At 64.2% G+C, this 25,801-nt stretch carries 26 protein-coding genes and 1 tRNA gene; 17 read left to right on the plus strand and 10 right to left on the minus strand.

Translation table 11 applies throughout. The features are described 5' to 3' along the window. Window positions 1-2 precede the first annotated feature (2 nt). The 7 genes from MMAR10_RS03655 to MMAR10_RS03685 all read left to right on the plus strand — a co-directional run bounded on the left by MMAR10_RS03655 (window position 3) and on the right by MMAR10_RS03685 (window position 6,340). Window positions 3-1,232: a 3-methyl-2-oxobutanoate dehydrogenase (2-methylpropanoyl-transferring) subunit alpha gene (locus MMAR10_RS03655; RefSeq protein WP_011642644.1), complete on the plus strand. Its 1,230-nt coding sequence runs from the start codon at window positions 3-5 to the stop codon at window positions 1,230-1,232. 3 nt (window positions 1,233-1,235) lie between these two features. Continuing rightward, window positions 1,236-2,249, plus strand: a complete 1,014-nt coding sequence (locus tag MMAR10_RS03660) for an alpha-ketoacid dehydrogenase subunit beta (RefSeq protein ID WP_011642645.1) — start codon at window positions 1,236-1,238, stop codon at window positions 2,247-2,249. Window positions 2,250-2,252: 3 nt separating this feature from the next. Continuing rightward, the gene (locus MMAR10_RS03665; protein ID WP_011642646.1) at window positions 2,253-3,512 is read left to right on the plus strand and encodes a dihydrolipoamide acetyltransferase family protein; all 1,260 of its coding nucleotides are present in this window, start codon (window positions 2,253-2,255) and stop codon (window positions 3,510-3,512) included. A 78-nt stretch (window positions 3,513-3,590) separates the two neighbouring features. Further along, window positions 3,591-3,839 carry a hypothetical protein gene (locus MMAR10_RS03670; protein WP_011642647.1) on the plus strand — a complete coding sequence of 83 codons (249 nt, stop codon included), beginning with the start codon at window positions 3,591-3,593 and terminating at the stop codon, window positions 3,837-3,839. Window positions 3,840-3,929: 90 nt separating this feature from the next. Further along, window positions 3,930-4,139: a hypothetical protein gene (locus MMAR10_RS03675; protein ID WP_011642648.1), complete on the plus strand. Its 210-nt coding sequence runs from the start codon at window positions 3,930-3,932 to the stop codon at window positions 4,137-4,139. Between the two features lie 91 nt (window positions 4,140-4,230). Beyond that, window positions 4,231-5,664 carry a dihydrolipoyl dehydrogenase gene (gene lpdA, locus MMAR10_RS03680; RefSeq protein ID WP_041636747.1) on the plus strand — a complete coding sequence of 478 codons (1,434 nt, stop codon included), beginning with the start codon at window positions 4,231-4,233 and terminating at the stop codon, window positions 5,662-5,664. Window positions 5,665-5,845: 181 nt separating this feature from the next. Further along, complete coding sequence (locus MMAR10_RS03685) at window positions 5,846-6,340, plus strand: acyl-CoA thioesterase (protein WP_011642650.1); 495 nt, start codon at window positions 5,846-5,848, stop codon at window positions 6,338-6,340. Between the two features lies 1 nt (window position 6,341). On the opposite strand, the gene MMAR10_RS03690 is transcribed toward MMAR10_RS03685, so the two are convergent. Then, on the minus strand, window positions 6,342-7,409 hold the full coding sequence (locus MMAR10_RS03690) for a malate/lactate/ureidoglycolate dehydrogenase (RefSeq protein ID WP_011642651.1): 1,068 nt from the start codon (window positions 7,407-7,409) through the stop codon (window positions 6,342-6,344). Window positions 7,410-7,746: 337 nt separating this feature from the next. Between MMAR10_RS03690 and MMAR10_RS03695 the strand changes: the two genes are divergently transcribed. The 4 genes from MMAR10_RS03695 (at window position 7,747) to MMAR10_RS03710 (ending at window position 10,848) form a co-directional block, all read left to right on the plus strand. Continuing rightward, a complete protein-coding gene (locus tag MMAR10_RS03695; RefSeq protein ID WP_011642652.1) occupies window positions 7,747-8,079 on the plus strand; it encodes an energy transducer TonB in 333 nt (110 codons plus the stop codon). Window positions 8,080-8,208: 129 nt separating this feature from the next. After that, window positions 8,209-10,266, plus strand: a complete 2,058-nt coding sequence (locus MMAR10_RS03700; protein WP_011642653.1) for a methyl-accepting chemotaxis protein — start codon at window positions 8,209-8,211, stop codon at window positions 10,264-10,266. Window positions 10,267-10,361: 95 nt separating this feature from the next. Then, window positions 10,362-10,438, plus strand: a tRNA-Met gene (locus tag MMAR10_RS03705). A gap of 149 nt (window positions 10,439-10,587) precedes the next feature. Next, window positions 10,588-10,848, plus strand: a complete 261-nt coding sequence (locus tag MMAR10_RS03710) for a hypothetical protein (protein ID WP_011642654.1) — start codon at window positions 10,588-10,590, stop codon at window positions 10,846-10,848. 99 nt (window positions 10,849-10,947) lie between these two features. Here MMAR10_RS03710 and MMAR10_RS03715 read toward each other — a convergent pair whose 3' ends face one another. Next, a complete protein-coding gene (locus tag MMAR10_RS03715; RefSeq protein WP_011642655.1) occupies window positions 10,948-12,609 on the minus strand; it encodes an ATP-binding protein in 1,662 nt (553 codons plus the stop codon). 129 nt (window positions 12,610-12,738) lie between these two features. Beyond that, on the minus strand, window positions 12,739-13,068 hold the full coding sequence (gene cutA, locus MMAR10_RS03720) for a divalent-cation tolerance protein CutA (protein WP_011642656.1): 330 nt from the start codon (window positions 13,066-13,068) through the stop codon (window positions 12,739-12,741). A 35-nt stretch (window positions 13,069-13,103) separates the two neighbouring features. Between cutA and queC the strand changes: the two genes are divergently transcribed. Next, the gene (gene queC, locus MMAR10_RS03725) at window positions 13,104-13,835 is read left to right on the plus strand and encodes a 7-cyano-7-deazaguanine synthase QueC (RefSeq protein WP_011642657.1); all 732 of its coding nucleotides are present in this window, start codon (window positions 13,104-13,106) and stop codon (window positions 13,833-13,835) included. Further along, entirely contained in the window at window positions 13,832-14,461 is a 630-nt protein-coding gene (queE, locus tag MMAR10_RS03730; protein ID WP_011642658.1) for a 7-carboxy-7-deazaguanine synthase, read from the plus strand. The genes queC and queE overlap by 4 nt, the downstream gene beginning before the upstream one ends. Before the next feature lie 31 nt (window positions 14,462-14,492). Here queE and MMAR10_RS03735 read toward each other — a convergent pair whose 3' ends face one another. From MMAR10_RS03735 to MMAR10_RS03770, 7 genes are all read right to left on the minus strand, one after another. Further along, the gene (locus tag MMAR10_RS03735; protein WP_011642659.1) at window positions 14,493-15,047 is read right to left on the minus strand and encodes a hypothetical protein; all 555 of its coding nucleotides are present in this window, start codon (window positions 15,045-15,047) and stop codon (window positions 14,493-14,495) included. Between the two features lie 160 nt (window positions 15,048-15,207). Beyond that, window positions 15,208-15,711 carry a hypothetical protein gene (locus MMAR10_RS16000; protein WP_011642660.1) on the minus strand — a complete coding sequence of 168 codons (504 nt, stop codon included), beginning with the start codon at window positions 15,709-15,711 and terminating at the stop codon, window positions 15,208-15,210. A 122-nt stretch (window positions 15,712-15,833) separates the two neighbouring features. Next, entirely contained in the window at window positions 15,834-16,067 is a 234-nt protein-coding gene (locus tag MMAR10_RS03750) for a hypothetical protein (RefSeq protein WP_041636752.1), read from the minus strand. A 47-nt stretch (window positions 16,068-16,114) separates the two neighbouring features. Then, on the minus strand, window positions 16,115-18,205 hold the full coding sequence (locus MMAR10_RS03755) for a glutamine amidotransferase (RefSeq protein ID WP_011642662.1): 2,091 nt from the start codon (window positions 18,203-18,205) through the stop codon (window positions 16,115-16,117). Beyond that, window positions 18,202-20,946 (minus strand): DUF4159 domain-containing protein, encoded by a 2,745-nt coding sequence (locus MMAR10_RS03760; RefSeq protein ID WP_011642663.1) that lies wholly within the window; start codon window positions 20,944-20,946, stop codon window positions 18,202-18,204. Before MMAR10_RS03760 ends, MMAR10_RS03755 begins: the two co-directional genes overlap by 4 nt. A 4-nt stretch (window positions 20,947-20,950) precedes the next feature. Continuing rightward, window positions 20,951-21,850 (minus strand): DUF58 domain-containing protein, encoded by a 900-nt coding sequence (locus tag MMAR10_RS03765; protein WP_011642664.1) that lies wholly within the window; start codon window positions 21,848-21,850, stop codon window positions 20,951-20,953. Window positions 21,851-21,852: 2 nt separating this feature from the next. Continuing rightward, complete coding sequence (locus tag MMAR10_RS03770; RefSeq protein WP_011642665.1) at window positions 21,853-22,851, minus strand: AAA family ATPase; 999 nt, start codon at window positions 22,849-22,851, stop codon at window positions 21,853-21,855. Window positions 22,852-22,933: 82 nt separating this feature from the next. Between MMAR10_RS03770 and MMAR10_RS03775 the strand changes: the two genes are divergently transcribed. Genes MMAR10_RS03775 through MMAR10_RS03790 form a run of 4 tightly spaced genes read left to right on the plus strand, consistent with a single transcriptional unit; the run spans window position 22,934 to window position 25,741 of the window. After that, complete coding sequence (locus tag MMAR10_RS03775) at window positions 22,934-23,503, plus strand: DUF1285 domain-containing protein (RefSeq protein ID WP_041637249.1); 570 nt, start codon at window positions 22,934-22,936, stop codon at window positions 23,501-23,503. Further along, window positions 23,496-24,128 (plus strand): NUDIX hydrolase, encoded by a 633-nt coding sequence (locus tag MMAR10_RS03780; RefSeq protein WP_011642667.1) that lies wholly within the window; start codon window positions 23,496-23,498, stop codon window positions 24,126-24,128. Before MMAR10_RS03775 ends, MMAR10_RS03780 begins: the two co-directional genes overlap by 8 nt. Before the next feature lie 3 nt (window positions 24,129-24,131). Beyond that, window positions 24,132-24,485 carry a DUF6111 family protein gene (locus MMAR10_RS03785; protein WP_011642668.1) on the plus strand — a complete coding sequence of 118 codons (354 nt, stop codon included), beginning with the start codon at window positions 24,132-24,134 and terminating at the stop codon, window positions 24,483-24,485. Between the two features lie 14 nt (window positions 24,486-24,499). Continuing rightward, window positions 24,500-25,741: a CCA tRNA nucleotidyltransferase gene (locus MMAR10_RS03790; RefSeq protein WP_049755789.1), complete on the plus strand. Its 1,242-nt coding sequence runs from the start codon at window positions 24,500-24,502 to the stop codon at window positions 25,739-25,741. Window positions 25,742-25,801 lie beyond the last annotated feature (60 nt).

Raw genomic sequence — 25,801 nt, forward strand, 5'->3', positions numbered from 1 at the left:
TCATGGCACACACTGAACCCCGCTTCCACGTCCCTGCGCCGCATGTCCGGCCCGGTGACACGCCTGATTTTTCCCATATCCATATCCCGCCGGCCGGTGAGGCCAGGCGGCCCGACACCTCGGTTGCCGGGATGGAGACGCAGGACCTGGCACTCGGCCTGGTCCGCGTCCTCGACCACAATCACCAGGCGGTCGGCGAGTGGGACCCCAAGCTGGATGCCGGCGTTCTGCGCGAAGGCCTGCGCCACATGGTGCTGACCCGCGTCTATGACGACCGCATGCTGAAACTGCAGCGCCAAGGCAAGATGAGCTTCTACATGAAGTCCACCGGTGAGGAGGCCGTGGCCGTTGCCGGTGCGATGGCGATGAGCAATGACGACATGGTCTTCCCGTCCTACCGCCAGCAGGGCATCCTGTTTGCCCGCGGTCGGGACATTGTCGACATGATGTGCCACTGCATCTCCAACAGCCGTGACAATCTCAAAGGCCGCCAGCTGCCGGTCCACTACACCTGGGCCGAGGGCAAGTTCTTCTCGATTTCCGGCAATCTGGCGACCCAGCTGCCGCAGGCTGTCGGCTATGCCATGGCGTGCGAGTATCGCGGTGATGGCGAGATTGCCGCGACCTGGATCGGGGATGGTTCAACCGCCGAAGGCGATTTCCATGGCGCTTTGGTGCTGGCCTCGACCTATCGGGCGCCGGTGATCGTCAATGTGGTCAATAACCAGTGGGCGATCTCGACCTTCCAGGGCATCGCTGCCGGTGAAGCGCCGACCTTTGCCTATAAGGGCATGGGCTATGGCCTGGCCTCCCTGCGCATTGACGGCAATGACTTCCTCGCCGTCTACGCCGCCACCCAGTGGGCCGCCAAGCGGGCCCGCGACGGTCATGGCGCCACGGTGATCGAGCACTTCACCTATCGCGCCGATGCACACTCCACCTCGGACGACCCGTCCGGCTACCGGCCCAAGGGCGAGAATGCGATCTGGCCGCTGGGCGATCCGATCGAGCGCCTCAAACAGCACCTGATCGGTCTGGGCGAGTGGGATGAAGAACGCCACGCCGCGCTCGAGAAAGAACTCAACGAGCTGGTCATCGCCTCCTACAAGGAAGCCGAGAGCCACGGCACGCTGCATGACGGTCCGCTGTCGCCGGTCGAGTCGATCTTTGAGGATGTCTATGCCGAACCGGACTGGCGCCTGCGTCGCCAGCGCCAGGATCTGGGAGTTTAGATCATGGCCAAGATGAACATGATCCAGGCCCTCAACTCGGCCCTGGACAACATGATGGAACGCGACCCGGACGTGATCAGCTTTGGCGAGGATGCCGGCTATTTCGGCGGCGTCTTCCGGGTCACCGCGAACCTGCAGACGAAATATGGTCTCGACCGCTCCTTCGATGCGCCGATCAACGAGGCGGCGATCATGGGCATGGCGATCGGCATGGCGGCGAAGGGTTTGAAGCCCGTCGCGGAAATCCAGTTCTCGGACTATATCTTCCCCGGTCTCGACCAGATCGTCTCGGAAATGTCGCGCATCCGCTATCGTACCGCCGGCGCCTTCACCACGCCGGTCGTGGTGCGCACGCCCTGCGGCGGTGGTATCCGCGGTGGCCAGACCCATTCGATGAGCCCGGAAGCCTTCTTCACCCAGGTGCCTGGGGTGCAGGTGGTGATGCCGTCCAACCCCTATGACGCCAAGGGCCTGCTGATCGCTGCGATCGAAAGCCCGGACCCGGTCATCTTCTTCGAGCCGAAACGCCTCTATAATGGCCCCTTCGAGGGACATTCCGGCGGTGCCCTGTCGAGCTGGGCCAATCACCCCAAGGGCGAAGTGCCCGAGGACCATTACAGCCTGCCGATCGGCAAGGCCGAAGTGGTGCGTGAAGGCTCGGCTGTCACGATTGTCGCCTATGGCACGCTTGTCCTGGTCGCCCAGGCAGCGGCCGAGAAGGCGGGTATCGATGCCGAGATCATCGACCTCAAGACACTGGTTCCCTACGATATCGAGACGATCGCCCGTTCGGTGAACAAGACGGGTCGGTGTATAGTTGCCCAGGAAGCGCCGCGCACTTCCGGCTTCGCCGCCGAGCTGGCGGCGCAGATCCAGGAAGAGTGCTTTTTCGCGCTCGAGGCGCCGATCCAGCGCGTCACCGGCTGGGACACGCCTTATCCGCACGCCCATGAATGGTCCTACTTCCCGGGGCCGGACCGTTTCATCAATGCCATGAACACCGTTCTGGAGGCCTGATCGATGAGCGAATACCGTTACAAGATGCCCGATGTCGGCGAAGGGATTGTCGAGGCGGAAATCGTCGAGTGGCATGTCAAGGAAGGCGATACGGTCACCGAGGACCAGCACGTCCTTGATGTGATGACCGACAAGGCCACGGTTGAAATTCCCTGCGCCGTCAACGGCAAGGTGACCAAGCTGGTCGGCGCTCCGGGTGACGTCATTGCGGTCGGCACCGAGATCATGTTCATCGCCGTCGACAGCGCGGTTCCCGCAGAAGCCGAAGCGCCTGTCGAAGCCGAAGCCAAGGCCGAGCCGGCCAAACCGGCAGCGCCCAAGGCCGCCGAACCGGTCGCCGCCGCCGAAGCCCCGTCGATTGCCAGCCGCACCGGCGGTGAGCGCCCGCTGGCCAGCCCGGCGGTTCGCAAGCGCGCGCTTGAAGCGGATATCCGGCTGGCCAATGTGCCCGGCACGGGTCCGGCCGGTCGCATCACCCATGACGACCTGGACGATTTCATCAAGTCAGGCGGCCGTTTGGTCGCACGCTCGGGCTCGGGCAGTTCTTCGGTCCGCGCACCGCGCACCGGCGTGACCGAGGAAAAGGTGATCGGCCTGCGTCGCCGCATCTCCGAGAACATGTCCCATGTCCAGCGCACCGTCCCTGACATTGCCTATGTCGAGGAAATCGACGTTACGGCGCTGGAAGAATTGCGCGGCCACCTCAATGCCAGCAAGTCGGATGACCAGGCCAAGCTGACCTTCATTCCCTTCCTGGTCATGGCGCTGACCAAGGCGCTGCCCAATACGCCGCAGGCCAATGCCCATTTCGATGGCGAGGCGATGCTGCTGACCAAGCATGACGCTGTCCATTGCGGGGTCGCTGCGGCGACACCGAATGGCCTTATGGTGCCGGTCATCAAGCACGCCGAAAGCCTCGACATCTGGCAGATCGCGGCCGAGCTGAAGCGTCTGGCCGGAGCGGCCAAGGATGGCAAGGCGACCAAGGACGAGCTGACCGGCTCGACCATCACCATCACCTCGCTGGGAGCGATTGGGGGCCTGGTCACCACACCCATCCTCAACGCGCCGGAAACCGCCATTATCGGCGTCAACAAGATGCAGACCCTGCCGCGCTACAACGCCGAGGGCCTGGTCGTGCCGCGCAAGCTGATGAACCTGTCGAGCTGTTTCGATCACCGCATCGTCGACGGCTATGAGGCGGCGATGCTGATCCAGTCCGTGAAGCGCTATCTGGAGAACCCGGCCACGCTGTTCATGTAAAGCTCGGTCAGATCCTTCCCCGACAATGGGAGGTCCGGTTTGATTGTCAGCTCCCGGGGGATGCCCTAGGATTGTGCCATGACTCACAAATTTTGGCATGCGCAATGGGATCGTCCGAACGGGACGCCGCGCGCTGAGCTTGATGCGCTTGAAACCAGTTTTTGGAAGACGCTGGGCGGGATCGCCCTGGCGATCACACTACTTGTCGCGCTCGGCGGGGCGATCTGGTTTCTCGGCAATGATCCGCTGGTCTGGGTAGTGTCCGGGATTGCCCTGCTTGTCACCACAAGCGTAGGCGGGCTGGTCTGGCTGTCCCGGAAGGGGTGACACCGTCACTCTTCCGCCGCCGCTCCGCGCAAGACAGGCCTTGACCCGCCCGTCGGGTGAGCGGAAAAACGGGGGCAGGGGAGCACCGGCATGTCAGCCATCGCGAAACAGACTTGGTCCGATTTTGTCACGGTCACCGCCGTCTGGGCGGGGCTGGTCTTCGTTCTGATGTTCTACCACAAGAAAGTCGGCATGCCGTCGGAATGGATGCCGCAAGTCGTGTTCGGCAGCTTTGTGCTGGTCGCCATCCTCGCACCGATCGGCTCCTTGCTCTGGCGCCGCGTGATCCGGTCGACCTAGCCTCAGTCAGCCCCTTTCCCTTTATCCGCCGAACCGCTAAATCCGTCCCCGGAAAACGCGTTTTCGTGCTTTGATCTTCCAAGGAGCGCCTGTGATGCAGACACGGTCTTGCCAAGTCCTCATTGTCGGAGGTGGCCCGGGCGGCTATCCGGCCGCCATCCGCGCCGGCCAGCTGGGTCTGGACACCATTATTGTCGACAAGCACGGGCTGGGCGGCACCTGCCTCAATCGTGGCTGTATCCCGTCCAAGGCGATGATCCATGCGGCGACCAAGTTCGAGGAAATGGGCAAGCATGCCGATAGCGATGTGCTGGGCATCTCGCTGGCCGAAGCGCCCAAGCTGGACATGGGCAAGCTGGTTGGCTGGAAGGACGGCATCGTCTCCAAGCTCACCGGCGGTGTCGGCCAACTGATCAAGGCAGCGGGCGCCGAGCACCTTGCCGGCTGGGCCGAGTTCTCCAACGCCAAGACCTGTGTCGTCACGCAGGACAATGGCGAAAAGGTCGAGATCACGGCGGAAAACGTCATTCTCGCCACCGGTTCGGTCGAGGTCGAACTGCCCTTCCTGCCCTTCGGGGACACGGTCATCGGCTCGACCGAAGCGCTGAACCTGACCGAATTGCCGGAAAAACTGGTCGTGGTCGGGGCCGGCTATATCGGGCTGGAACTGGGCATCGCCTATCGCAAGCTGGGCTCGGACGTCACCTTTATCGAGGCGTCGGACGGCATCCTGCCGCTCTACGACAAGGAGATCACCCGTCCGATCACCATGTGGTTGAAGAAGCACAAGGTGGCGGTCAACCTGTCCTGCAAGGCCAAGGGCGTCACCGAAAAAGGCGGCAAGGCCGTGCTCGCCTATGAGGACGCCAAGGGCGCGGCGCAGACCATCGAGGCCGACAAGATCCTCGTCGCGGTCGGCCGCAAGGCCTGCCTGGATGGCTGGGGCCTGGAAAACATGGGCCTCGATCTCGAGGGCGGGAAATTCATCAAGGTCGACAGCCAGTGCCGCACCGGCATGCGCGGCGTCTATGCCATCGGCGATGTCGTTGGCGAGCCGCTGCTGGCCCACAAGGCAACGGCCCAGGGCGAGATGGTCGCCGAGATCATTGCCGGTCATCGCCGCGAGCATGATCCAGTCTCCATTGCCGCTGTCTGCTTCACCGAGCCGGAAATCGTCGGCGTCGGCCTGACGCCGGACGAGGCCAAGGCCAAGGGCGAAGAGATCATCACCGGCAAATTCCCGCTCGCCGCCTCCGGTCGATACCTGTCGATGGAAGCGGGCCTCGATGGCGGTTTCGTCCGCGTCACCGCGCGCAAGGAAGACCATGTCATCCTCGGCATTCACGCGGTTGGCACCCATGTCTCCGAACTGTCGGGTGAGTTCGCCCTGGCGGTCGAGATGGGCGCCCGCCTCGACGACATCGCCGGCACCATCCACGTCCACCCGACCCTGACCGAAGGCTTCGCCGAAGCCGCGCTGACGGCACTGGGCCACCCGATCCATATTTCGGCGCCGAAGAAGTAGACCCCTCACCCGGCCTGCGGCCACCCTCTCCCGCAAGGGGAGAGGGCGTTCTTGCCAGCGGCGAATTTTCACGCCTTCTCCCCTTGCGGGAGAAGGTCCCCGAAGGGGGGATGAGGGGGAGCGGCCTTCACCTCCTCGATGACGTCTCTATATAGAGCCCAGCAATAGAGGCGGGATCATCATGGACGACACCGGCAGTTTCCTCTCCGGCATCATCGGGGCTGACCAGGCGGTCGCGGGCGAGGGCATGGGCTGCGTCTCCTTCGAGACCGCCTTCCTGCGCCGGATCGAACCGGGGCCGGCCGATATCGACGAGCTCGGCCATGTCAATAATGTCGTCTATCTGCGCTGGGTCCAGGATATCGCTATTACGCATTGGCATGCCGTCGCCCCGGACGACATGGTCGGCGGCGAGGTCTGGGTGGCGCTCAAACACACGATTGAATACCGCGACCCGATCCTGCCCGGCGAGGTCGCCGAAATCCGCACCTGGCTCGGCCGACCGCACGGTCCCCGCTTTGACCGTCATGTCGATATCCGCAAGCCCAGCGCCAAACGCTTCTCCGCTCGCGCCACCACGGAATGGTGCCGGATCAATCGCGACAGCCGCCGCCCGATGCGGATCGGTGAGGATGTGATGGCGGCGTTCGGCCTGGTCGGGGCTGAGTTGGGGTAACTCAGACCCGCTCAACCACACCCAGCTTTTCCGCAGCCGCATTCAATTGCCCGATCGTAACCTCATCCAGCGGGATGCCTTCCTTGCCGCGTTTGCCGGCGATGGCGCGTTCCGGGTCGCCGGGATAGAGGACGGGGCTGTCCCAGTCCATCGGCGGGGAGGCGAGGGCATAGCGGGCCATGGCGTCGGTCTCGGCCTGCATCCAGGCGCGGTCGCCGAAGGCGTCCGGGTCGATCAGGATGGAGAACATCGAGTTTTTCAGGCCGCCCGAGCGGGGATGGTCGGGCTGGATGGTCCCGGCACCGCCCAGCACGCCGGCCAGCAATTCGCAGGCGAAGGCCAGGCCATAGCCCTTGTGCTTGCCCAGCGGGGTCAGGGCCCCCTCAATTTCGAACCCGCTCATGCCCGACGGATCTGTCGTCGGTCGCCCCTGTTTGTCAATCAGCGACCCGGCGGGTACGGGCAGGCCCTTGTTGGCGGCGACCCGGGCCTTGCCCAGGGCGATCTGGCTAGTGGCGATGTCGAGCAGGAAGGCCGGGCGCGTGTCTGTCGCCGGAAATCCGATGCAGACGGGATTGGTGCCAAAACGGGCGTCGGAACCGCGATAAGGGGCGACCAGCGGGGCGTGATCGGTGACATTGACGAAGTGCATCGAGATCAGGCCCGCCTCGGAGGCTTGTTCGGCATAGGCGCCGATGCGGCCCAGATGATGGGCATTGCCGAGAGTGGCCGCCGCCAGCCCGCCGGACTTCGCCTTGGCGCCGGCCTGGTGGATCAGTCGCTGGCCGGCCGGAGCGCCCCAGCCGCCGCCGGCGTCAACCCGCAGCAGGACGGTGGTGTCGGTCAGGACGGTATCGTCGGCATCAAGGCAGACCTGTCCGCGCCGGATATGGCCGGCATAAGCAGGCAGGATGCCGACTCCGTGGCTGTCATGGCCCTTGAGGTTGGCCTCGACGAGGTGCCGGGCAACGCATTCGGCGTCATCGACACGAGCGCCGGCGCGGACAAGCACGGCCGTGCAGAATGCGGTCAGGTTGGGGGCGTCGAGGCGTCGTTCGGGGGTATTCATGCGTTGATCTTTATCTCGCCGTCGTCAAATGGCCGAGTGCATAAGATTTGATCCAGCCTGTTAGCGTTTTATTAAGCATAGATCGGATTGAAATCTGTCGCATTCTGGCACAACCGAGAGAGGTTGGTGATTTTTTCGTCATAACCCGTTGTATTTGTTAAATAAAAAAAGCCGTCAGAATTCTGCCTTTTCCGTCCGGATTTAAGCGTTTGGCAACCGCTATGGGGCATGATCCATCTCGTCGGGCAGCAAACGACCCGCAGGAAATCAACAACGGCGTTCGAACACGGGGAAAATCCCGGACACGCCACTTTGTAAATTGGATGAAGGGTATGTCATGAAAAAGACGGGAACCATGATTCTGGCGGCAGCAATGTCTGCCATGGCTTTCACAGCGGCACCGGCTCTGGCTCAGGACCGTGAACGTACGAGTGTGGAAGCGCCGGAATATCCGCGAGGCGCAGAGCGTCGCGGTATCGAAGGATACGCAGTGGTTGAGTATACGGTCGCCGAAGACGGTTCGGTTGCTGAAGCCACGGTTGTCGAAGCCGAGCCGGAAGGCGTGTTCGATCGCGCTGTGATCCGCGCCATTGAAGGCTGGTCTTATGCCCCGGCTGCAGCCGCAACCGCAGGTATGCAGCAGCGGTTCGACTTTAATCTCGGTGGCTAACACCCTGAGATCAAGCGCTATTCAGCAAAAGAACTGAAATGCGTTTACCATAATAAGAATTCATTTACGGCGGCGCGATAGCGTCGCCGTATCTTTTTGGGTCAGGCCATCAGCCTTAGGGGCCATGAAATGAATTCTGTGCTTGGAAATATCCTCAGCAAAACGACCAGTATCCGGGTCCGGCTGCTTGCGGCTTTCGCCCTGACTTCGGTGATGACGCTGGTTGCGGCCATCGTCGGTGTCACCGGCTTCAATTCGGCGAATTACGCCGTTGAGCAGATCGCTGACCGCGCCATCCCGGAAACCCAGTCAGTCGACGCCCTGTCGGAACAAAGTGTCGGCCTGAGCGAGGCTTTGAGTGTCTTCGCAGCCTCGACCACGGTTGAAGCGCGGCTGGACAACTACAACCGCGTTGTCGGCTATCGCAATTCTCTTGACGAAGAGCTCCGGCAGCTCGAAGCCCTGTCCGGTGTCGGTGAAACCGCCGCCCTGCGCAGCGCCGTCGCCGATCTCAATGAACTCGTCGAAAGCATGAATGAGGTGGTCGAGCGCCGCCTGCAGATCCGCGACCGCCGCTGGGCTGCCACCAATGATGCCCGCAATGCCCGCGCCGCCCTGTCCTCCAGCGTCGAAGGCGCGCTGGACTCGAGTGATGAGGCTGACATTGAAAGCCTCCTGCGTGCCTTGCTGTCGGCCAACCAAATGCTGATCCAGTACAATGAAGTCGATACCGCCGCCACGACTGGTGAAGTCGATGTCATTCTCGATCGCTGGGATGAGGCAGCCGGCGAGCTGGATGTCAATTTCGCCATCCTTGGATCGATCGTGACCGATGTCATGCAGACCCAGGCCGATAACCTGATCAATTTCGGCGATGGCGATAACGGCATCTTCGAACTCCGCAAGAGTGAACTGGCTGCTGTGGCTGCCGCTGAAGTGGTGGCCGAGGAAGCCCGCATGTCGGCGGAAGCGCTGCTCTCCAGCGTCCAGGCCTTCAAGGCACAGGTCGCCGAGCGGGTCGTCGATGCGACCTCCGCGGCCGATACAGCTGTCATCACCGGCCGCATCCTGCTCATCGCGATCGCCGCAATCGGCCTCGTGGTCGCTGCTGCCATCGGCTTCTTCTACGTCAACAACATGCTGCTCAAGCGCCTCAGCGCCATGGCTCGCACCATGGGTGCGCTGGCCGAGGGCAATAGCGACGTCAATCTCGGCTTCACGCCAGGCAAGGACGAGATCGGCGACATGGCGCGCTCGGTCGATGTGTTCCGGGCCAATGCCATTGAACGGGCCCGCCTCGAGGCGGAGACCGAAGAAGAGCGCCGCATGAAGGAAAAGCGGTCCGCAGCCATCGAGAGCCTGATCCAGGTCTTCGAACAGGCATCGGGCGATGCCCTTGGCCAGGTTGGCGAAGCGGCAACCCGCATGGAAACAGCGGCCCGGGCGATGAGCTCGACGGCTGCTGCGACCACCGGCAAGTCCGCCGCTGTGGCCCAGGCCTCCGAAGGCGCGTCCCAGAACGTCCAGACCGTGGCCGCTGCGGCTGAGGAAATGGTCTCCTCGATCGGTGAGATCTCGCAGCAGATTTCCCGCTCGACCGAGATTGCCAATTCTGCCGTCGACCAGGTCGAACAGACCAATGGCGACGTCCAGCGGCTCGATGATGCGGCCAAGTCGATCGATAATATCGTCAGCCTGATCAATGACATTGCCGAGCAGACAAACCTGCTGGCCCTGAACGCCACCATCGAGGCGGCGCGCGCCGGGGAGGCCGGCAAGGGCTTCGCGGTTGTGGCCTCGGAAGTGAAGGCCTTGGCCAGCCAAACCGGTGCAGCCACGCAGAACATCTCCGAGCACATCAACGGCATCCAGGGCGCAACCGCCAAGGCTGTCGAGGCGATGTCCTCAATCGGTGGCACAATCCACGAGATGAGCGAGATTGCCACGGCCATCGCCGCCGCGATGGAAGAGCAACGCGCGGCAGCCGGCGAGATCACCCGCTCGGCCCAGGAAGCGGCTGACGGCACCAGTGAGGTCTTCACCAACATCCAGGAAGTCGACCAGGCAACCTCGGAAACCGGTGAAAGCGCCGGTGAGGTTCTCGAAGCATCACTGGCCGTGTCCCGTCAGTCTGACACGCTCAAATCGGCGGTCGAACAATTCCTCACGGAAGTTCGCGCAGCCTGATTGCAGCGCAACTGAAATCCGCCAGCGCCCACGGCTTGCCAGCTGTGGGCGCTGCGCGTATATGGCGTCCCTCTTCCTTGCGGAGGAACCTGTGTGGCGAGGTAGCTCAGCTGGTTAGAGCGCACGACTCATAATCGTGAGGTCGAGAGTTCAAGTCTCTCCCTCGCCACCACTTTCAACCGACATCCGAAACTCCAAACTGCCCCGGTCCGGCGGCGATTGACGCTCGACCTGCGACAATTGCGCCTGCGACCGTCGGTCCGGTGTCGGCTATCTGGAAGGTGGTCCATACAGGACCGGTAGTTTTAGGATTTCCCGGTCATGTCACGGTCCAATACCCTGTCCATCCTGTTCGCCATCATCGCGCTTGTCGCCGGTGGCGGATTTCTGGTTTTCGGGACCATAGCCCTGGCCGGAGTGACCATGAGCGTGCATGGCTGGATCGCACTGGGCCTGGGCATTGTGGTCAGCTTGGCGCTGGGCACCGGCCTGACGACCGTATTGGTGATTTCCCGGCGGCGCGGCTATGACGAGGCGGCCTACAATGCCGGTGGACTGGCCCCGTCGGATGATCAGGTCTGAACGGCTGCTGCCGCAGATTCCACGCACGATTGCAGAGACTGTCCGGCGGGCCCGCCAATCAGGGCAGGGGCCCGGCCATTCCCCTACCCAATCCGGATATCAAGCCAGCCTGCGCGTGGCATGGCCTTGTGGCGCCTTGTTTGATACCGGCGCCGTAGACGCGCCGCGCAGCAAATACTTGTCGAGAATCCGGTCAAGATCGGCGCGGACGATCGGCTTGGTGATGAAGTCGTCCATTCCGGCATCGATACAACGTCGCTCGGCCTGACCCACGGCATTGGCCGTCAGGGCGACGATCGGAATGCGGCCGGACGGGCTTCCGAGTGACCGGATCGTCTGGCTGGCGGCCAGGCCGTCCATGACCGGCATTTCCATATCCATGAGGATCAGCGAGTAATCGCGCAGCTTGACCGCATCGATAGCGGCTTGTCCGTTCTCGACGAAGTCCGCAGACAGCCCCCTCAGCTTGAGGAAGCCCCGAGCGACCGCCTGATTTGTGGGATTGTCCTCGGCGACCAGAATATTGCAGGCGGGCAGGACGGTCGCAGGCGCAGTATTGCAAGTCGCAGCCGAGACTGTCTGCGGCGCTGTCGTGACCGATTTCAATGGAATGTCGAACCAGAATTTCGAGCCTTCACCGGGGCGGCTGGTAACGTCCACCGACCCTCCCATGAGTTCGGCAAGGCGCCTGCAAATTGCCAGGCCAAGCCCGGTTCCGCCATGCAGGCGGTTGGTCGCAACATCAGCCTGTTTGAAAGCGGAAAACAATTCGCGCAGGGCCGTGTCCGGTATTCCGCAACCTGTATCGACCACCTCGACCCGCATCACATTGCGGCGGCGGCCCAAGGGCAGGAATTGCATGCGGACTGCGACGCTGCCGGACTGGGTGAATTTGATTCCATTGCTGATGAGATTGAACAGCAATTGTTTGATCCGGACGGGATCACCCTCGTATTGCGCATCCTCGTCGCAGTCGGCCTCGATTGAAAACGCGATTCCCTTCTCGCGGGCCTGTGCCGACCAGAGCGTCTGCGCGTCGCGAACCAGTGTCGAGGGTCTGAACGGGGTGACCTCCAACTCCATCTTGCCGGCTTCAATTTTTGACAGGTCGAGAATGTCGTTGAGAAGCCGGAGCAGGATTTTGCCGCTGTCGTCGATCACCCGGACGAACTCGGCTTGTTCGGCATCGAGTGTTGTCGCCTGGAGCAATTGCGTCACTCCGAGCACGCCATTCAATGGTGTCCGGATTTCATGGCTCATGGTGGCCAGAAAGTCCGACTTGGCCTTCGAGGCGGCAAGTGCTTCAAGCCTGGCCCGGCCAAGCTGTTCTGCCAGGGCCGAGAGGCGATGATTCTTGTCGGCGCTTTCCTGGGCGATGAAGCGGAACAGTTCCAGCGTTGTCCCGACGCCGGCATAGTCACCGTTTCGCGTGGCGATGAAGCCTTCCATCAAGGCTGCGGGGGAGTCGCGCAGGATTTGCGAGTTCAGCTCACTCAGCGGCGTTCGGGTCTCGACGACCAGCGGGTTCTTGTTCATTGCGAAGGTGATCGGGCGGCGTTCATACAGGGCGCGACCATGGCGGTTTGCCATGCGAACGAAGAATTGGTCGCGCGTCACCAGTCCGACAGGCTGCGTGCCCTCAACGACAGGCAGGACGATCAGGTTTGGGTCGTCGGAGAAGTGCTCATAAACTTCCCCGCCGGTCGCCTGCGGCGAAACCGCCGGCGACGCGACAAGGACATCTCGAACCAAGCCAACCATGGGACACCCTTTTTGCCTGTTCCGCGTCCGACCGTCCGGGGCCGTCAGCGCGCTTGGGCAATTTGTGGCTCGGGAGGGGTTTCCAATCGTTCAAACCAGTCAGCGACAATCGAAGGTTTCACGAAAATTTCACGCGGAACCCGCTTGCGTGGCGATCCAGTCGACAAAGCCGGATGCGCTCAGCTCACCATCCACCGGCAAACACAGTATGGCCGGTTCATCATAGGGGTGGAGGTCAGCAAGGCGTTGCGTGAGCTTTGGCGCTGCCTCGGTTGTGGTCTTGAACAAGGCGACGCATTCACCGGCCCGTTCGACTTTGCCCTGCCAGCGATAGAGGCTGACCATTCCCGGCAGGATGTTGACGCAGGCGCACAGGTTTTCGTCCAGAAGCCGGGCCGCTGCCGCTTCGGCGCTGCCGGTGTCGGGCCAGCAGGTGTAGATCAGGCAAACGCTGTGCATGGCCAAATTTCTCCTCGCCGGTATATAAGCGCCGCATGACAGACACCTCCACCCCCGATCACGCCAACCGGACGGCTCTGGTCCTTTTTTCCGGCGGCCAGGATTCCGCCACCTGTCTCGCCTGGGCGCTGCAGCGCTATGCACGGGTCGAGACAGTGGGATTTGACTATGGCCAGCGCCACCATGTCGAGATGACAGCCCGTGAGCGGGTGCGGTCAGGGCTGGCCGCGAGCTTCCCTCATTGGGGCGACAGGCTGGGCGAGGATTTCGTCATTGATCTGGCCGGCTATGGGGCCATTGCCGACAGCGCCCTGACCGCAGACCGCGCCATCGAGATGCAGGCCAATGGTTTGCCGAGCACATTTGTTCCGGGCCGCAACCTGGTTTTCCTCACAGTGGCCTCTGCGTTGGCCTACCGGCGCGGTCATGGCGTGCTTGTGGGCGGGATGTGCGAGACCGATTTTTCCGGCTATCCGGATTGCCGCCGCAATACGATCGATGCGATGCAAACGGCCCTTGGCCTAGGTCTGGAGATGGCGGTGGAGATCGCAACACCGCTCATGCATCTCGACAAGGCGGCGACCTGGGCACTGGCACATCAATTGGGCGGCGATGCCCTGATCGGATTGATCGAGGAAGACAGTCACACCTGCTATCGCGGTGAGCGCGGTAAACGTCATGCCTGGGGCTATGGCTGCGGCGACTGTCCGGCCTGTGAGTTGCGCGCCAACGGGCATGCCGCCTGGCAGAACTCGGTGCCGGCATGAGCTATTCGGTCAAGGAACGCTTCCTCACGGTGCAGGGCGAAGGCGCCCAGGCCGGCCGCCCGGCGGTCTTCCTGCGTTTTTCCGGCTGTAATCTCTGGTCCGGGCGCGAGCAGGACCGGCACAAGGCGGTGTGCAATTTCTGCGACACGGATTTCGTCGGCATGGATGGACCCGGCGGTGGTCGTTTCAAGACCGCCGTCAGCCTGGTTGATGCCGTCGCCGAGCTCTGGCCGGGCGGCGGGCGACCGCTCGTCGTCTGCACGGGTGGCGAGCCGCTATTGCAGCTCGACACGTCGTTGATCGACGCTTTGCACGCCCGCGGGTTCGAGATCGCCGTGGAAACCAACGGCACGGTCAGGGCGCCGGACGGGATCGACTGGATCACGGTCAGCCCGAAAGGTACGGCGCCCGTGGTCCAGACGTCCGGGCATGAGCTCAAGCTCGTCTATCCGCAGCCGGAACTCGATCCGACGGCGTTCGAGGACTGGGACTTCAAGCGTTTCTCGCTGCAGCCCATGGACGGGCCGCAGATGATGGAAAACGCCCAGGCGGCCTTCGACTATTGCCTGGCGCACCCCCAGTGGTCGCTGTCATTGCAGACCCACAAATGGATCGGCGCACCCTGACCAGCCCTGGATCCGCTGCGTTCCGCGTTCTTTAGCTGTGCGGCATTGGCGCAACGCCGAGGCTTTCCGCCAGTGAGGCTGAAAACGTCTGGAATGCCAGCCGTGTATCCGACCAGACACCGGCGTTGGTATCGCTGCTGCTGCCCGGGCTGAACCAGGCATAGGTGAACTCGGCGATCACACCGCCATCCGAATCGAGCAGGCGGGCACTGAGTGCCGCTCCGCCATTGGCCTGGGCCGAGTAGTGGGCGCTGTCCATCTCCTGTATCTGGTGCATGGTTGGCCGGTTGGGCACCACGTCCATGATGGTGACGGTGAGCACGGTCTCCCGCGCGGCGACACCGTGCCAGTTGGCGGCAATCAGGGATCGCTCCAGATCATCGCGCAAATAGCCGGACAGGCGCGCCAGTTCGGCTTCACCCAGACTGTCCGCCTTGGTGCGGACCAGATCAGAAAACGCGATCCGGCCGATCTCGATCGAGCCGGCGGCGTCGCCACGGAAATTGGCCTGGAATGCCGGGTCAGTCTCGGCGAGCGCCGCGGCAGTCAGGCAGTTCAACGCAAGTACACAAACGAGAGTACGCATGTCGGTCTCTCCTGGGTTCATGTCCCCCTTGCAGGTCACGACCCTATCACATCGGCGTGATGTCGAGCAGGGGGCAAGCGCGTCATTCGTTGCTGCAGCACAATAAAAGACGGACGCACCTGCGAAGGCGCGCCCGTCTGGTTCGGTCAGGCATGTCTCGTCAGGAGCCGGTTTCGGCCCGTTCATCGAGGCTGTCGGAGACCTGGTCGGCGAAGCGGGAGAAGGTCCGTCGGGCGTCGGTCCATTGGCCGTAGCCGACAACATCCCGGATGTTCATGCTGCGCCAGCCATAAGAGTAGGTCTCGAGTACCTCGCCGTCGGCGGACAGGAGTTGCGCTTCAATGTCCGCGCCGCCGATGGAGATCGATGAGTGATGCAGCGGGCGGGTACCGCTCATCTGCGCCATCGTCGGCCGGTTGGGCTGGGCGTCAAGTATGGTCGTGTGCAGCACATAGCCGCCTTCGCCCAGATCGTCGGCCAGCTCGCGCTCCAGGGCGGCGCGCAGATAGCGGGCCAGACGGTCCAGCTCGCGCTCACCAAAGTCCTCAGCGTGCTCGACAAGTTCCGGCCCGTAGGCGATCTCGCCAATCGTGACGGGTTGGTCTGCCAGTGACGGGGTCGACAGGGCCCCCAGTGCCAGGATGGCTGTCATTGTGCGCAACATATCGCGCCTCCTTGATCCAGCGGTTTGCAGTCCCTCAACCGGAGACTAGCAGGATCATCGGACAGAATGAAGATGGTGCCATCGCACGAAATCGCGACTGGCGGCTGGTGGATCAGCCGTGATCAGTCGTCGCCATCGTCATCGTCATCACCATCCGGTGTGACGACATCGATGGCCGCGCCACCGACTGCGCCGGCGGTGCGGACTGCAGCGCCAGCCGTTCCGATGGCAACATCGGCAGCCAGGGCGGTTGCGCCGATCACGAGGCAACCGGAAAGGGCCGGTGCAAGGCCGAGCAGAGCGATAAGGGTCAGGATGCGGCGCATGTCGGTCTCCGGTTCAATTGTTCCTGTCATGGCGCATCAGGTCTTTCCGCATGGTGAACGCAGCGGTATCCCGTTTGTCAGCGACCTTCGCGCCACCAGCCCAGCCCCAGCATGGTCAGGATCAGCATGACCAGCAGCAGTCCCGGCAATAGCGGGATTCGCGTCGAGGCGCGCACGACATAGCGTTCATTGCGCTGCAGGCCGAGCCAGCTGCGTCCGGCCTGATCGGCACTGGCGCGGGTGCGGCGCAGCCCGGGCAGGGCGGCGTCCGGGCCGTCACCAATCGCGAATAGACCGCCGCCGGTTGCTTCGACAAAGGGATCCAGCACATCCGCTATCGGTCGCAGATCGGCATATTCCAACGGATTGATCGGACCCAGGGCGGCCACGGTGGTGAGATCACCAGAGCGAAGTCGAACGAGGCCCGAGCCGCTGGCCGGGACGCGGGCGGCGAAATGCCCGGGCTCACCCTCGGCCTCGGTCATTGTGACAACGTCCTGGCGACCGTCGGGCCAGGTCAGTTGCAAGGGTGGCGGGGTGTCGGCCAAGGTGACGCGATTGATCTGAAGCTCGCCATCGGTGGCAAAGGCCGTCAGGCGTTCCTCGTCCAGTTCCGGTTCCCGCATCAACCAATGGGCGACCCGGCGGAACATCTCGGCATAGGGACCACCGCCTTCAAAGCCGCGCGACCACAACCAGGTCTGGTCGGACATGACGATCGCGGCCCGTCCCTGGCCCGAGCGTTGGACGACCAGCAGCGGATTGCCATCTGGCGTTTGCAGCAGCGTCTCGCCGCCAAGGGCCGTGCCGTGGATATGGCGCAACCAGCGACCCCATTGCGGCGTTTCTCCACCACCGGCCAGGCCGGCCGTCACAGGGTGACGCAAGCCGGTGTCGGTCGGCTCGGGCGTGAACGGGGTTTCAGTGATGTATCCGGTCGGGCGAACCGGCAGGACAGCCGCCAGCGGCGTGCGGTAAAGGCTCGGTGCCCCGGCAAAGGGTGGACCGGCGGTGACCAGTAGCGCGCCACCGTTTTCGACGTAGCGGGCGATATAGTCGAAATAGAGCGGCGGCATGATATTGCGACGGCGATAGCGGTCGAAGATCACCAGGTCGAACTCGCTCAGGCGTTCAACGAACAGCTCCTGCACCGGAAAGCCGATCAGGGCCAGCTCGTCGACCGGGGTCGAGTCGCGACGGTCCGGTGGTCTCAGAATGGTGAAATGGACCAGGTCAACCGACGGGTCGGACTTCAACAGGTCGCGCCAGGCGCGGGCTCCGTTATGGGGTTCACCGGTGACCAGCAAGACCCGCAAACGGTCGCGCACACCGCTGACCGAGACCGCGGCGCGGTTGTTGATCAGTGACAATTCCTGCGGTCCGGCCTCGACCTCGGCTTCGATGACATTCTGGCCGCGGCGCTCGACCGGAACCTCGACCCGTGTCGAACGACCGATCTCGATCGGGAAGACTTGCGGGTCGCCGCCCTCAAAGCGGAAGGCGACGGCGGCCGTGCCCTGCATGGCGTCATCCTCGACCCGGATCACGAAGGCGACGGTCTGGCCGACAATGCCGTAGCGCGGCGCTTCCTCGATCACCAGGCGGCGGTCGCCGGCAGAGCGGTCACCGGTCATGACATGGTGGATCGGGGCGTCGACATTGATCGCATCGGCGTCCAGTGGTGCGTCATGCACCTGGCCATCGGTGACCAGCACGACACCGGCCAGCCGGTCCGGCGGCGCGCTCGCCAGGGCGGCATTGACGCCATCGAACAACATGGTGCCGTCGGCGGTCTCGCCGGCTTCGACCTCGATCAGATCGAGCAGGGGGTCGTTTTCGGCTTCGCGGCGCAGTGCCTGGGCCATTTCCTCTGCCGCCTCGCGACGACCGCCGACCGTCATCGACGCGGAGGTGTCGGTGACCAGCACGGCGACATCCGGCAGCGGGTCACGCTCTTCCTCGACCAGCGAGGGATTGGCCAGCACCAGGGCGATCAGGCCGACGGCCAGCGTGCGCCAGATCCAGCCGGACAGTTTCTGGGCGCCGCCAGCGGCAATCGCCAACAGGGCAATGCCTGTCAGGCCGCCAATCACGGTCCAGGGCAGCAAGGGTGCAAAATCCAGCGCCGAAACGGTCGCACTCAGCGGCAGGCTCACGGGCGCACTCATTGTCCAAGCCTTTCCAGGATGTCGGGGACATGGACCTGGTCGGCCTTGTAGTTTCCGGTCAGCGCGTACATGGCGATATTGACGCCGAAGCGGATCGCCAGCTCGCGCTGACGGTCGCCGCCTTCGATCGGTGCCGCGGCACCGCCGCTCTCGCCACGCGCCCAGGCCGTGGCCCAGTCATGCGAGCCGATGATCACGCCGGACGTACCATCGCGCGAGGCACCGTCCGGATTGGCCTCAACCCAGACCGGCGCGCCGGAATAGCGGCCGGGGAATTCCTGCAGCAGGTAGAAGGCGCGGGTCAGGACATGGTCGCCGGGGATCTGCGACAGGGCGGGCACATCGATGCTGTCGAGCACATTGACCAGTCCGGGGTGAGGGGTGCCGGCGCGCAACATGGCGATATCGGCATCCTGGGTGTCGAAGATGATCAACCCGCCAGCAGCCAGGTAGGCGGCAACCCGGCTGGAGGCCTGGTCACTCAACGGGCCGGCATCACGGGTCACCGGCCAGTACAGCATCGGAAAGAAGATCAGCTCGTCAGTATTCACATTCACGGCAAGGGGCGGTTCCGGCTCCATTGCGCTGCGCCGGAAAATCTCTTGCGACAGGCCGGTCAGTCCGGCCCGGCTGCGATTATCGATGGTCGCATCGCCGGTGGTGACATAGCCAAATCGCAGGGTCAGCGCCGCTTGCATCATCTCTTCGCTCAACGCGGCCCGCTCCGGCGCTGGCGCGACGTCCTGGGCCTGCGCTGGCGGCGAGGCCAGCGGCGTGAGACCCAGCGCCAGCACCATTGCTGCGGCAGCGCCGCCCAGCCGCATGGGCAGGCGGCCGGCCAGACCCAGCGCAATCAAGACGTCGAGGGTCAGCATGATCAGGGCCGCAGCCAGCAGGGCAGCGTCGAAATGGCGGGCGCGCGGCCCGTCGAGGCCGGCAAAACTGGCACCGGGCAGGTCGCGGGGCAGGGGATCCATACGGGTGTCCGGTCCGATGACATTGAGGGCGCTGGCGGCAGAGCCGAGACGATAGAGGCCGGCAGGCGCGACGGGTGAGGCAGCGGTGGTATCGAAATTGGCGGCGGGAACCGGGCGGGCGCTGATTGGTGCGGCGACCAATTGTCCCTCGGCATCGAGGGCGCGATCCAGAACCCAGGCGCCATTGCCGGGCACGGTCGCATTGCCGCCCTGCGACAGGCCCATCAGCCGTTGCAGCATGCGCGGGAAGAGGCCCGACAGGGGCAGGTCTGACCAGTCCGGGCTGGCGGTGACATGGAACAATACGATCCAGCCGCGGGCGCGGCGTTCGGCGGTGACCAGCGGCGTGCCGTCTTCAAGACGCGCCCAGACCCGGTCCGGCGTCGCGCTGCCAGGTTGGGCGAGGACCTGGCGGTCGATGGTGGCGGTGCTGTCGGCGGGCAGGCCGGCAAAGGGTGAGGTGTCAGGGAAGGCGGCGATGCGTTGCGGCTCATCCCAGTTCAGCGACCCGCCAAACAGGCGTCCACCCTCGCGCAGGATGACCGGCAAAAGCGCGTCGCCCTGCGCTGCGAGGCGTGGTCCGGCAAAGCGGATCAATACGCCGCCCTCATTGATGAAGTCGGCAATACGCTCATCGTCCGAGCGGGCGCTGTCCGTCATCACCAGGACCGAGACGTTCTCGGCCAGCAGGGCGTCGAGATCGCCATCGATCAATTGGGCATGCGGGCCGAGGGCGCTGCGGACATAATGGAGGTCGGAGAGGAGCGGCTGGCCCTCATCGCTTTCCAGCGTGATCAGGCCGACCCGCGGACGCTGCCACTGATCACCCAGAAGGCGCACCGAAGCGGCCGAAGCCGTGCCGTCGAGGCGCAGGCTGACAATGCGGTTACGCAGGTCGAGCGGCAGCGAGATGTCGGTGCTCGCGACTCCCTCGCCGGCGGCAAAGCTGATATCGCTGCGGGCAATCGCCCGGCCGTCATTGCCCAGTGCGGTGACGGCGACCGTGCGCGGGAAGTCGCGTCCGGCGCGCATGACCGAGACGGTCAGCCCGTCGGCAGCGGGTTGTGGCGCGGCAAGACCCAGCGGGGCACGGCCGGAATCCGGCTCGATCACGGTCAGGTCACCCAGAGACGAGAGTGCGCGGGACAGCTCGCCGGCATCGCGACTGTCGACGCCATCGCTCAGCCAGGTGACGGCCATCTGCCCGTCCAGTGAACCGGAGGAACGTGCGTCGGCGATCCGGTCGGCGGTGGCGCCGCGATTGGCGGGCCAGGCTTGCGGTTCGGCACTTTCGAGCTGGCGTCGGGCATCGTCGGCATTGCCAAGACGCAAGGCCGGCGCGGCCTGGCCAGTGGGCGCAGTCGTGACCAGCGCGACGGCGCGTCCGCCGCGATCGGCGGCATCGATCAGACGCTCGGCTTCCTGGCGCATGTCCGGCCAGGCGGCGGCGCTGGCCCAGCCAGTATCCATCACGATCAGGGCCGGTCGGGTTTCTTCCTCGACATTCGGCGGCGTCCAGACGGGACGGGCCAGGGCGATGATCACCAGGGCGGCGATCAGCAGGCGGAACAGGATCAGCCACCAGGGCGCGTGTTGCGGGGTCTCGGCATCATCCGGCGCGCCCAGCAATAGTCGCAGGGGCGGAAAGATCGCCCGCTTGGGCGCTGGTGGCGTGGCGCGCAGCAACAGCCACAACAGCGGCAGAGCGACGAGGCCGGCCAGCGCCAAGGGAGCGCCGAAGGAAAGGGGGCCGAGTGCAAACATCAGGTCAGACTTCCCTCGCAAGGGCGCGGTAGAGGGCCAGAACGGCGCTGGTCGCCGGCCGGTCGGTGCGATGGGTCACCAGGGTCCAGCCATATTGACGGGCCAGATCGCCGAGACGGGCGCCATGCTCGGCCCAGCGCTGGCGGTAGGCAGAGCGGGCTTCCTCGGCACGACCGAACAGCAGGCTGTCGCCGCCGCCTGGATGCTCGAACCGGGTGCGGCCGGCATAGGGAAAGTCTTCTTCCGCCGGGTCGATCACGCGCAGCATGACGCCTTGCGCTTCCATGGCAGCAAAGCGCGACAGGCGGGCGGTCCAGGTCTCGATCGGATCGAGGAAGTCGCTGGCCAGCACGACACGGCCAAAGCGGGAAATATTCGGGGCTTCAACCGAAGCCGCATCGCCGGGACCCAGTGCCAGTCGGCGTGAGGCGCGTTCCAGTCCCAGGGCGCCGGTGCGGGCAATCGCCGACTCGCCGAGCACGCTGACCCGCTCACCGCCCTGGGTGAGCAGGGCCGCGACGGCGATCTGGCAGACCGCGGCACGGTCGACCTTGGCGCCGTGATTGCGGCTGGATGTATAGCGCATCGAGGCCGAGCCATCGCGCCACAGCCAGATCGTATTGGCCGCTTCCCACTCATTCTGGCGCACGAACAGCTGGTCGGAACGGGCCGACTGGCGCCAGTCGATGGCCTGGCGACCATCTTCGGGGCGGTGGTGACGATACTGCCAGAAGGTTTCGCCAATGCCCGAGCGGCGACGCCCGTGCACGCCCTGGGCGACCGTCGCGGCAATGCGATCGGCCTCGGCGAGGAGTGATGGCAGGCTGGCTGCCGCATCCTCGCCCTCATGGCGCAACGAGACGACACGTGCCTCGTCCTGACGATTGCCGCCACCCTGGCTCATGATCAGGCGGCCCGGTCAGCGAGCGACTTGATCAGGCCTTCCAGCGTGTGGCCGTCGGCACGGGCGGCGAAAGACAGCGCCATGCGGTGTTTCAGGACCGGCTCGGCCAGAGCGGCGACATCCTCGGTCGAGGGGGCCAGGCGTCCCTGCAGCAGCGCGCGGGCGCGGCAGGCCAGCATCAGCGCCTGTCCGGCACGCGGGCCGGGACCCCAGGACACGCCTTCGCGCACAGCGTCGACATCGGACTCTTCCGGGCGCGCCAGTCGCAACAGGTCGAGGATCGATTCCAGCACCCGCTCGCCAACCGGCAGGCGACGAACCAGGGCTTGCAGTTTGAGGATTTCGGCGGCGTCGAGCACGCTGACCGACTCGGCGGTATTGGCGCCGGTGGTGGCCAGCAGCACGGCGCGTTCGGCCTCGCGGGTCGGGTAGGGTATGTCGACGCGCAGCAGGAAACGGTCGAGCTGGGCTTCGGGCAGCGGATAGGTGCCTTCCTGCTCGATCGGGTTTTGGGTTGCCAGCACATGGAAGGGTTTGGGCAGGTCGTGACGCTCACCGGCAATGGTGACATGCCCTTCCTGCATGGCCTGCAGCAGGGCGGCCTGGGTGCGCGGGCTGGCGCGGTTGATCTCGTCGGCCATCAACAGGCGACAGAAGATCGGCCCCGGCATGAAGCGGAAATGACGCTTGCCGTCATCGCTTTCCTCGAGGATTTCCGAGCCGAGAATGTCAGCCGGCATCAGGTCCGGCGTGAACTGGATGCGCTTGGTGTCGATACCGGTCGCCACGGCGATGGTCTCCACCAGCCGCGTCTTGGCGAGACCGGGCGCGCCGACGAGCAGGGTGTGACCGCCCGACAGCATGGCGGTGAGGCAGAGCTCGACCTCGTTTTCCAGCCCGTAGATCACGCGGCCGATGGACTCCTTGACCGCCTTGAGGCGATCCGTCGCGGCGTCAGCTTCAGCGATCAGCTCTGCTGCGGGTTCATTCATCTCGGTCATCGTCCTACATTCCTCCGCGATACAGATGATCTATAAAGCCATTTGGCGCGACGCAGCATGGCGTTGCGCAGATAAGGTGTCCATGCCCGGAACGTCCCAATCCCGTGATCCGATGCAGTCGCTGCTGAAGGCCGCCCGCGAAGCGGGCAGCGGCCTGCCGCCGGTCGAGCGCTGGCATCCCGAATATTGCGGCGAGATGGACCTCGTCATCAAGCGCGACGGGTCGTGGTGGCATGAAGGTGTACGCATCACGCGCGACCGTCTTATACGGCTGTTTGCCACAATCTTGCGGAAAGATGACGACGGCGTTCATTATCTCGTGACGCCGGTCGAAAAGATCGGCATCGAGGTCGAGGTCGCGCCCTTCCTGGCGGTGCGAGTCGATGCCGTCGGCGAAGGCCGAGACCAGTCGCTGATATTTCGCACCAATATGGACGAGCTGACCGAAGCCGGTCCGGATCATCCCATCTCCGTGACGGTCGATCCCGACAGCGGCGAGCCGACGCCGCTGGTGCATGTGCGTGGCCGGTTGCAGGCCCTGATGACCCGGCCTGTCTTTTACGAACTCGCCGAACTGGCGGTCGAGCATGAGGGCGTTACCGGCGTGTGGAGTGGCGGCCTGTTCTTCTCGCTGGGGCAGGCTGATGGATGAGGGCGGGGCGCTGGTCGCCCGTTTGCGCGATTGCCTCGACCCGGTCGACGGACCGGACCTGCAGCCTCGCCAGGGCGACGGCTTTCTGGACGGCAAGGCACCGCCGCCATCGCCGGAGTTCGCCGGTGTGGAAATCCGGACCGCCGCGGTGATTGCGCCGCTGATCCTGCATGATGGTCCGCCGCGCCTTCTGCTGACCGAGCGGGCCTCGCACCTGCCGCGCCATGCCGGCCAGATCAGCTTTCCCGGCGGGCGCATCGATCCGGGTGGAGAGACGGCGGCCGAGGCAGCGGTACGTGAGCTCGAGGAAGAGGTCGGCATCGCTCGGGCCCACGTCGAGCTGGTCGGCCGGTTTGACAGCTATGCCACGGTGACCGGCTATCACGTCACACCCTTTGTCGGTGTCATCCGGCCCGGTTACACGCTGCGACCTGATCCGGGCGAAGTCGCCGATGTATTCGAAACACCGTTCGATTTCCTGATGGACCCGGCCAATCACCAGCGTCATTCGCGCGAATGGCAGGGCCATGTGCGGCATTATTATGCGATGCCCTGGAACGAGCGCTATATCTGGGGAGCAACGGCAGGCATGCTTAAATCCCTGCACGATCGGCTATATGGTTGAATCATGATCCGCGTCACGCTTTTTGAAATCGGCTCCTTCCTTCTGCCCTTCGTGCTGTTCATGATCTGGCGGCGCCTGTCGAGCCGTGCGCCCGATGCCGGACGCATGCCGACCTTGCGCCTGGCGGCAGCCGGCGCGGCAAGTGCGATTGTCATGATGCTGGTCCTGATTGTGCTCGACGCCAACCGGGCCGGCCATGCGGGCGAGCGCTATGTGCCGCCGCAAAATGTCGATGGCCGCATCATCCCCGGTCATTTCGTCCCGGCGGACGATGACGTCGATGAGGACGATGGCGACGATGGTGATGGCGGTGATGATGAGCCGTCCACAGGTGGCGGCGCAGACGATCCTCAATGACGGCGAAGCCCTCAATGACGGCGCAGAGACTTGATCCGGCCCGGCATGGCTGGTTGACGGATCCGGCCACGGTCCGGGTCATGGCCGCTCTTGCCGCTGCCGGCCAGGGCGAGTCCCGTTTCGTTGGCGGTTGCGTGCGCAATGCGCTGCTGGGCGAGCCGGTCGCCGATATCGACATTGCCACCCAGCTCGATCCCGACCAGGTCATCGCCGCTGCCAAGGCGGCCGGGCTGAAGCCGGTGCCGACTGGCAAGGCGCATGGCACGATCACCGTGGTCTGTGACGGCCAGCCCTTCGAGGTCACCAGCCTGCGCCGCGATGTCGCCACTGATGGCCGTCGTGCCGTGGTGAGCTTCACCCGGGACTGGGCCGAGGACGCCAAGCGTCGCGATTTTCGCCTCAACGCCCTCTACGCGGATGCTGACGGGACGGTTTTTGATCCGACCGGCGGTTTGAAAGATGTGGAAAACCGGCGCTTCGTCTTCGTCGGAGACCCCGAAATGCGCATTCGAGAGGACTATTTGCGCATCCTGCGCCTGTTCCGCTTTGAAGCCTGGTATGGGCGGGGCGCGCCGGACGAGGCAGCGATGGCCGCTGTCCTCAAGCACAGGGAAGGCCTGCATAAATTATCCGTCGAGCGGGTCTGGGCAGAGCTGAAAAAGCTGCTGGCAGCACAGGATCCGCTCGCTGCCGTTACAGCGATGCGCGAGTCCGGTCTGCTGGATATGATCCTCGGAGTGAACGGATCATTAAGAGTCCTGAGCGGTATCATTGCGCAAGATGTAGAATACGGATTAGCGCCCGATTCGATGTTGCGATTTGCGGCGCTCGCCGATGGCGGACCGGAAAGGATCAGGACCATGGCAGCGAAGATGAAAATGTCGAAAGCAGAAGCCGGCCGGCTCGAGGGCGCGGTCAATCCCGTCGCCCGCGAGGACGTCCGCAAGGCCTGGTCGGACTCGGCCGCCGCCGAACGCGCCATCATGGCGCTGGGGGCGCGGGCCTTCGAGGACCAGGTGCGGCTGGAAGCGGCTGGCGAGGTAGCCCCGCCGCCGCGCGACTGGACCCTGCTGGCGCAATTCGCCCGCGAATGGAAAGAGCCGGAATTCCCGGTCAAGGGCGGCGATCTCATCCTGCTGGGCTATGAGCCCGGCCCGATGCTGGGTGACGCGCTGGACGAACTCAAGGCGCTCTGGATCGCCGACCGGTTCGAGCCGACCAAGGAAGAGCTGATCGCCAGGCTGACCAAGCACTAGGCATCATAACACCGACGAGATTGAAAAACCCCGGCCTCACAGCCGGGGTTTTTTCTGTTC

This window comes from Maricaulis maris MCS10 (assembly GCF_000014745.1).
GTDB lineage: Bacteria > Pseudomonadota > Alphaproteobacteria > Caulobacterales > Maricaulaceae > Maricaulis > Maricaulis maris_A.

What these genes read in the sequence shown, in the direction of transcription:
- MMAR10_RS03775 (WP_041637249.1), top strand. Translation starts at nt 22,934, where the DNA reads ATGCCCGGAACGTCCCAATCCCGTGATCCGATGCAGTCGCTGCTGAAG.
- MMAR10_RS03685 (WP_011642650.1), top strand. Translation starts at nt 5,846, where the DNA reads ATGGACGACACCGGCAGTTTCCTCTCCGGCATCATCGGGGCTGACCAG.
- queE (WP_011642658.1), top strand. Translation starts at nt 13,832, where the DNA reads ATGAGCTATTCGGTCAAGGAACGCTTCCTCACGGTGCAGGGCGAAGGC.
- MMAR10_RS03755 (WP_011642662.1), bottom strand. Translation starts at nt 18,205, where the DNA reads ATGAGTGCGCCCGTGAGCCTGCCGCTGAGTGCGACCGTTTCGGCGCTG.
- MMAR10_RS03700 (WP_011642653.1), top strand. Translation starts at nt 8,209, where the DNA reads ATGAATTCTGTGCTTGGAAATATCCTCAGCAAAACGACCAGTATCCGG.
- MMAR10_RS03765 (WP_011642664.1), bottom strand. Translation starts at nt 21,850, where the DNA reads ATGAGCCAGGGTGGCGGCAATCGTCAGGACGAGGCACGTGTCGTCTCG.
- MMAR10_RS03790 (WP_049755789.1), top strand. Translation starts at nt 24,500, where the DNA reads ATGACGGCGCAGAGACTTGATCCGGCCCGGCATGGCTGGTTGACGGAT.
- MMAR10_RS03690 (WP_011642651.1), bottom strand. Translation starts at nt 7,409, where the DNA reads ATGAATACCCCCGAACGACGCCTCGACGCCCCCAACCTGACCGCATTC.
- MMAR10_RS03675 (WP_011642648.1), top strand. Translation starts at nt 3,930, where the DNA reads ATGTCAGCCATCGCGAAACAGACTTGGTCCGATTTTGTCACGGTCACC.
- MMAR10_RS03715 (WP_011642655.1), bottom strand. Translation starts at nt 12,609, where the DNA reads ATGGTTGGCTTGGTTCGAGATGTCCTTGTCGCGTCGCCGGCGGTTTCG.
- MMAR10_RS03750 (WP_041636752.1), bottom strand. Translation starts at nt 16,067, where the DNA reads ATGACAGGAACAATTGAACCGGAGACCGACATGCGCCGCATCCTGACC.
- MMAR10_RS03670 (WP_011642647.1), top strand. Translation starts at nt 3,591, where the DNA reads ATGACTCACAAATTTTGGCATGCGCAATGGGATCGTCCGAACGGGACG.
- MMAR10_RS03660 (WP_011642645.1), top strand. Translation starts at nt 1,236, where the DNA reads ATGGCCAAGATGAACATGATCCAGGCCCTCAACTCGGCCCTGGACAAC.
- MMAR10_RS03780 (WP_011642667.1), top strand. Translation starts at nt 23,496, where the DNA reads ATGGATGAGGGCGGGGCGCTGGTCGCCCGTTTGCGCGATTGCCTCGAC.
- MMAR10_RS03770 (WP_011642665.1), bottom strand. Translation starts at nt 22,851, where the DNA reads ATGACCGAGATGAATGAACCCGCAGCAGAGCTGATCGCTGAAGCTGAC.
- MMAR10_RS16000 (WP_011642660.1), bottom strand. Translation starts at nt 15,711, where the DNA reads ATGTTGCGCACAATGACAGCCATCCTGGCACTGGGGGCCCTGTCGACC.
- MMAR10_RS03695 (WP_011642652.1), top strand. Translation starts at nt 7,747, where the DNA reads ATGAAAAAGACGGGAACCATGATTCTGGCGGCAGCAATGTCTGCCATG.
- MMAR10_RS03655 (WP_011642644.1), top strand. Translation starts at nt 3, where the DNA reads ATGGCACACACTGAACCCCGCTTCCACGTCCCTGCGCCGCATGTCCGG.
- cutA (WP_011642656.1), bottom strand. Translation starts at nt 13,068, where the DNA reads ATGCACAGCGTTTGCCTGATCTACACCTGCTGGCCCGACACCGGCAGC.
- MMAR10_RS03760 (WP_011642663.1), bottom strand. Translation starts at nt 20,946, where the DNA reads ATGTTTGCACTCGGCCCCCTTTCCTTCGGCGCTCCCTTGGCGCTGGCC.
- MMAR10_RS03785 (WP_011642668.1), top strand. Translation starts at nt 24,132, where the DNA reads ATGATCCGCGTCACGCTTTTTGAAATCGGCTCCTTCCTTCTGCCCTTC.
- MMAR10_RS03735 (WP_011642659.1), bottom strand. Translation starts at nt 15,047, where the DNA reads ATGCGTACTCTCGTTTGTGTACTTGCGTTGAACTGCCTGACTGCCGCG.
- queC (WP_011642657.1), top strand. Translation starts at nt 13,104, where the DNA reads ATGACAGACACCTCCACCCCCGATCACGCCAACCGGACGGCTCTGGTC.
- MMAR10_RS03665 (WP_011642646.1), top strand. Translation starts at nt 2,253, where the DNA reads ATGAGCGAATACCGTTACAAGATGCCCGATGTCGGCGAAGGGATTGTC.
- MMAR10_RS03710 (WP_011642654.1), top strand. Translation starts at nt 10,588, where the DNA reads ATGTCACGGTCCAATACCCTGTCCATCCTGTTCGCCATCATCGCGCTT.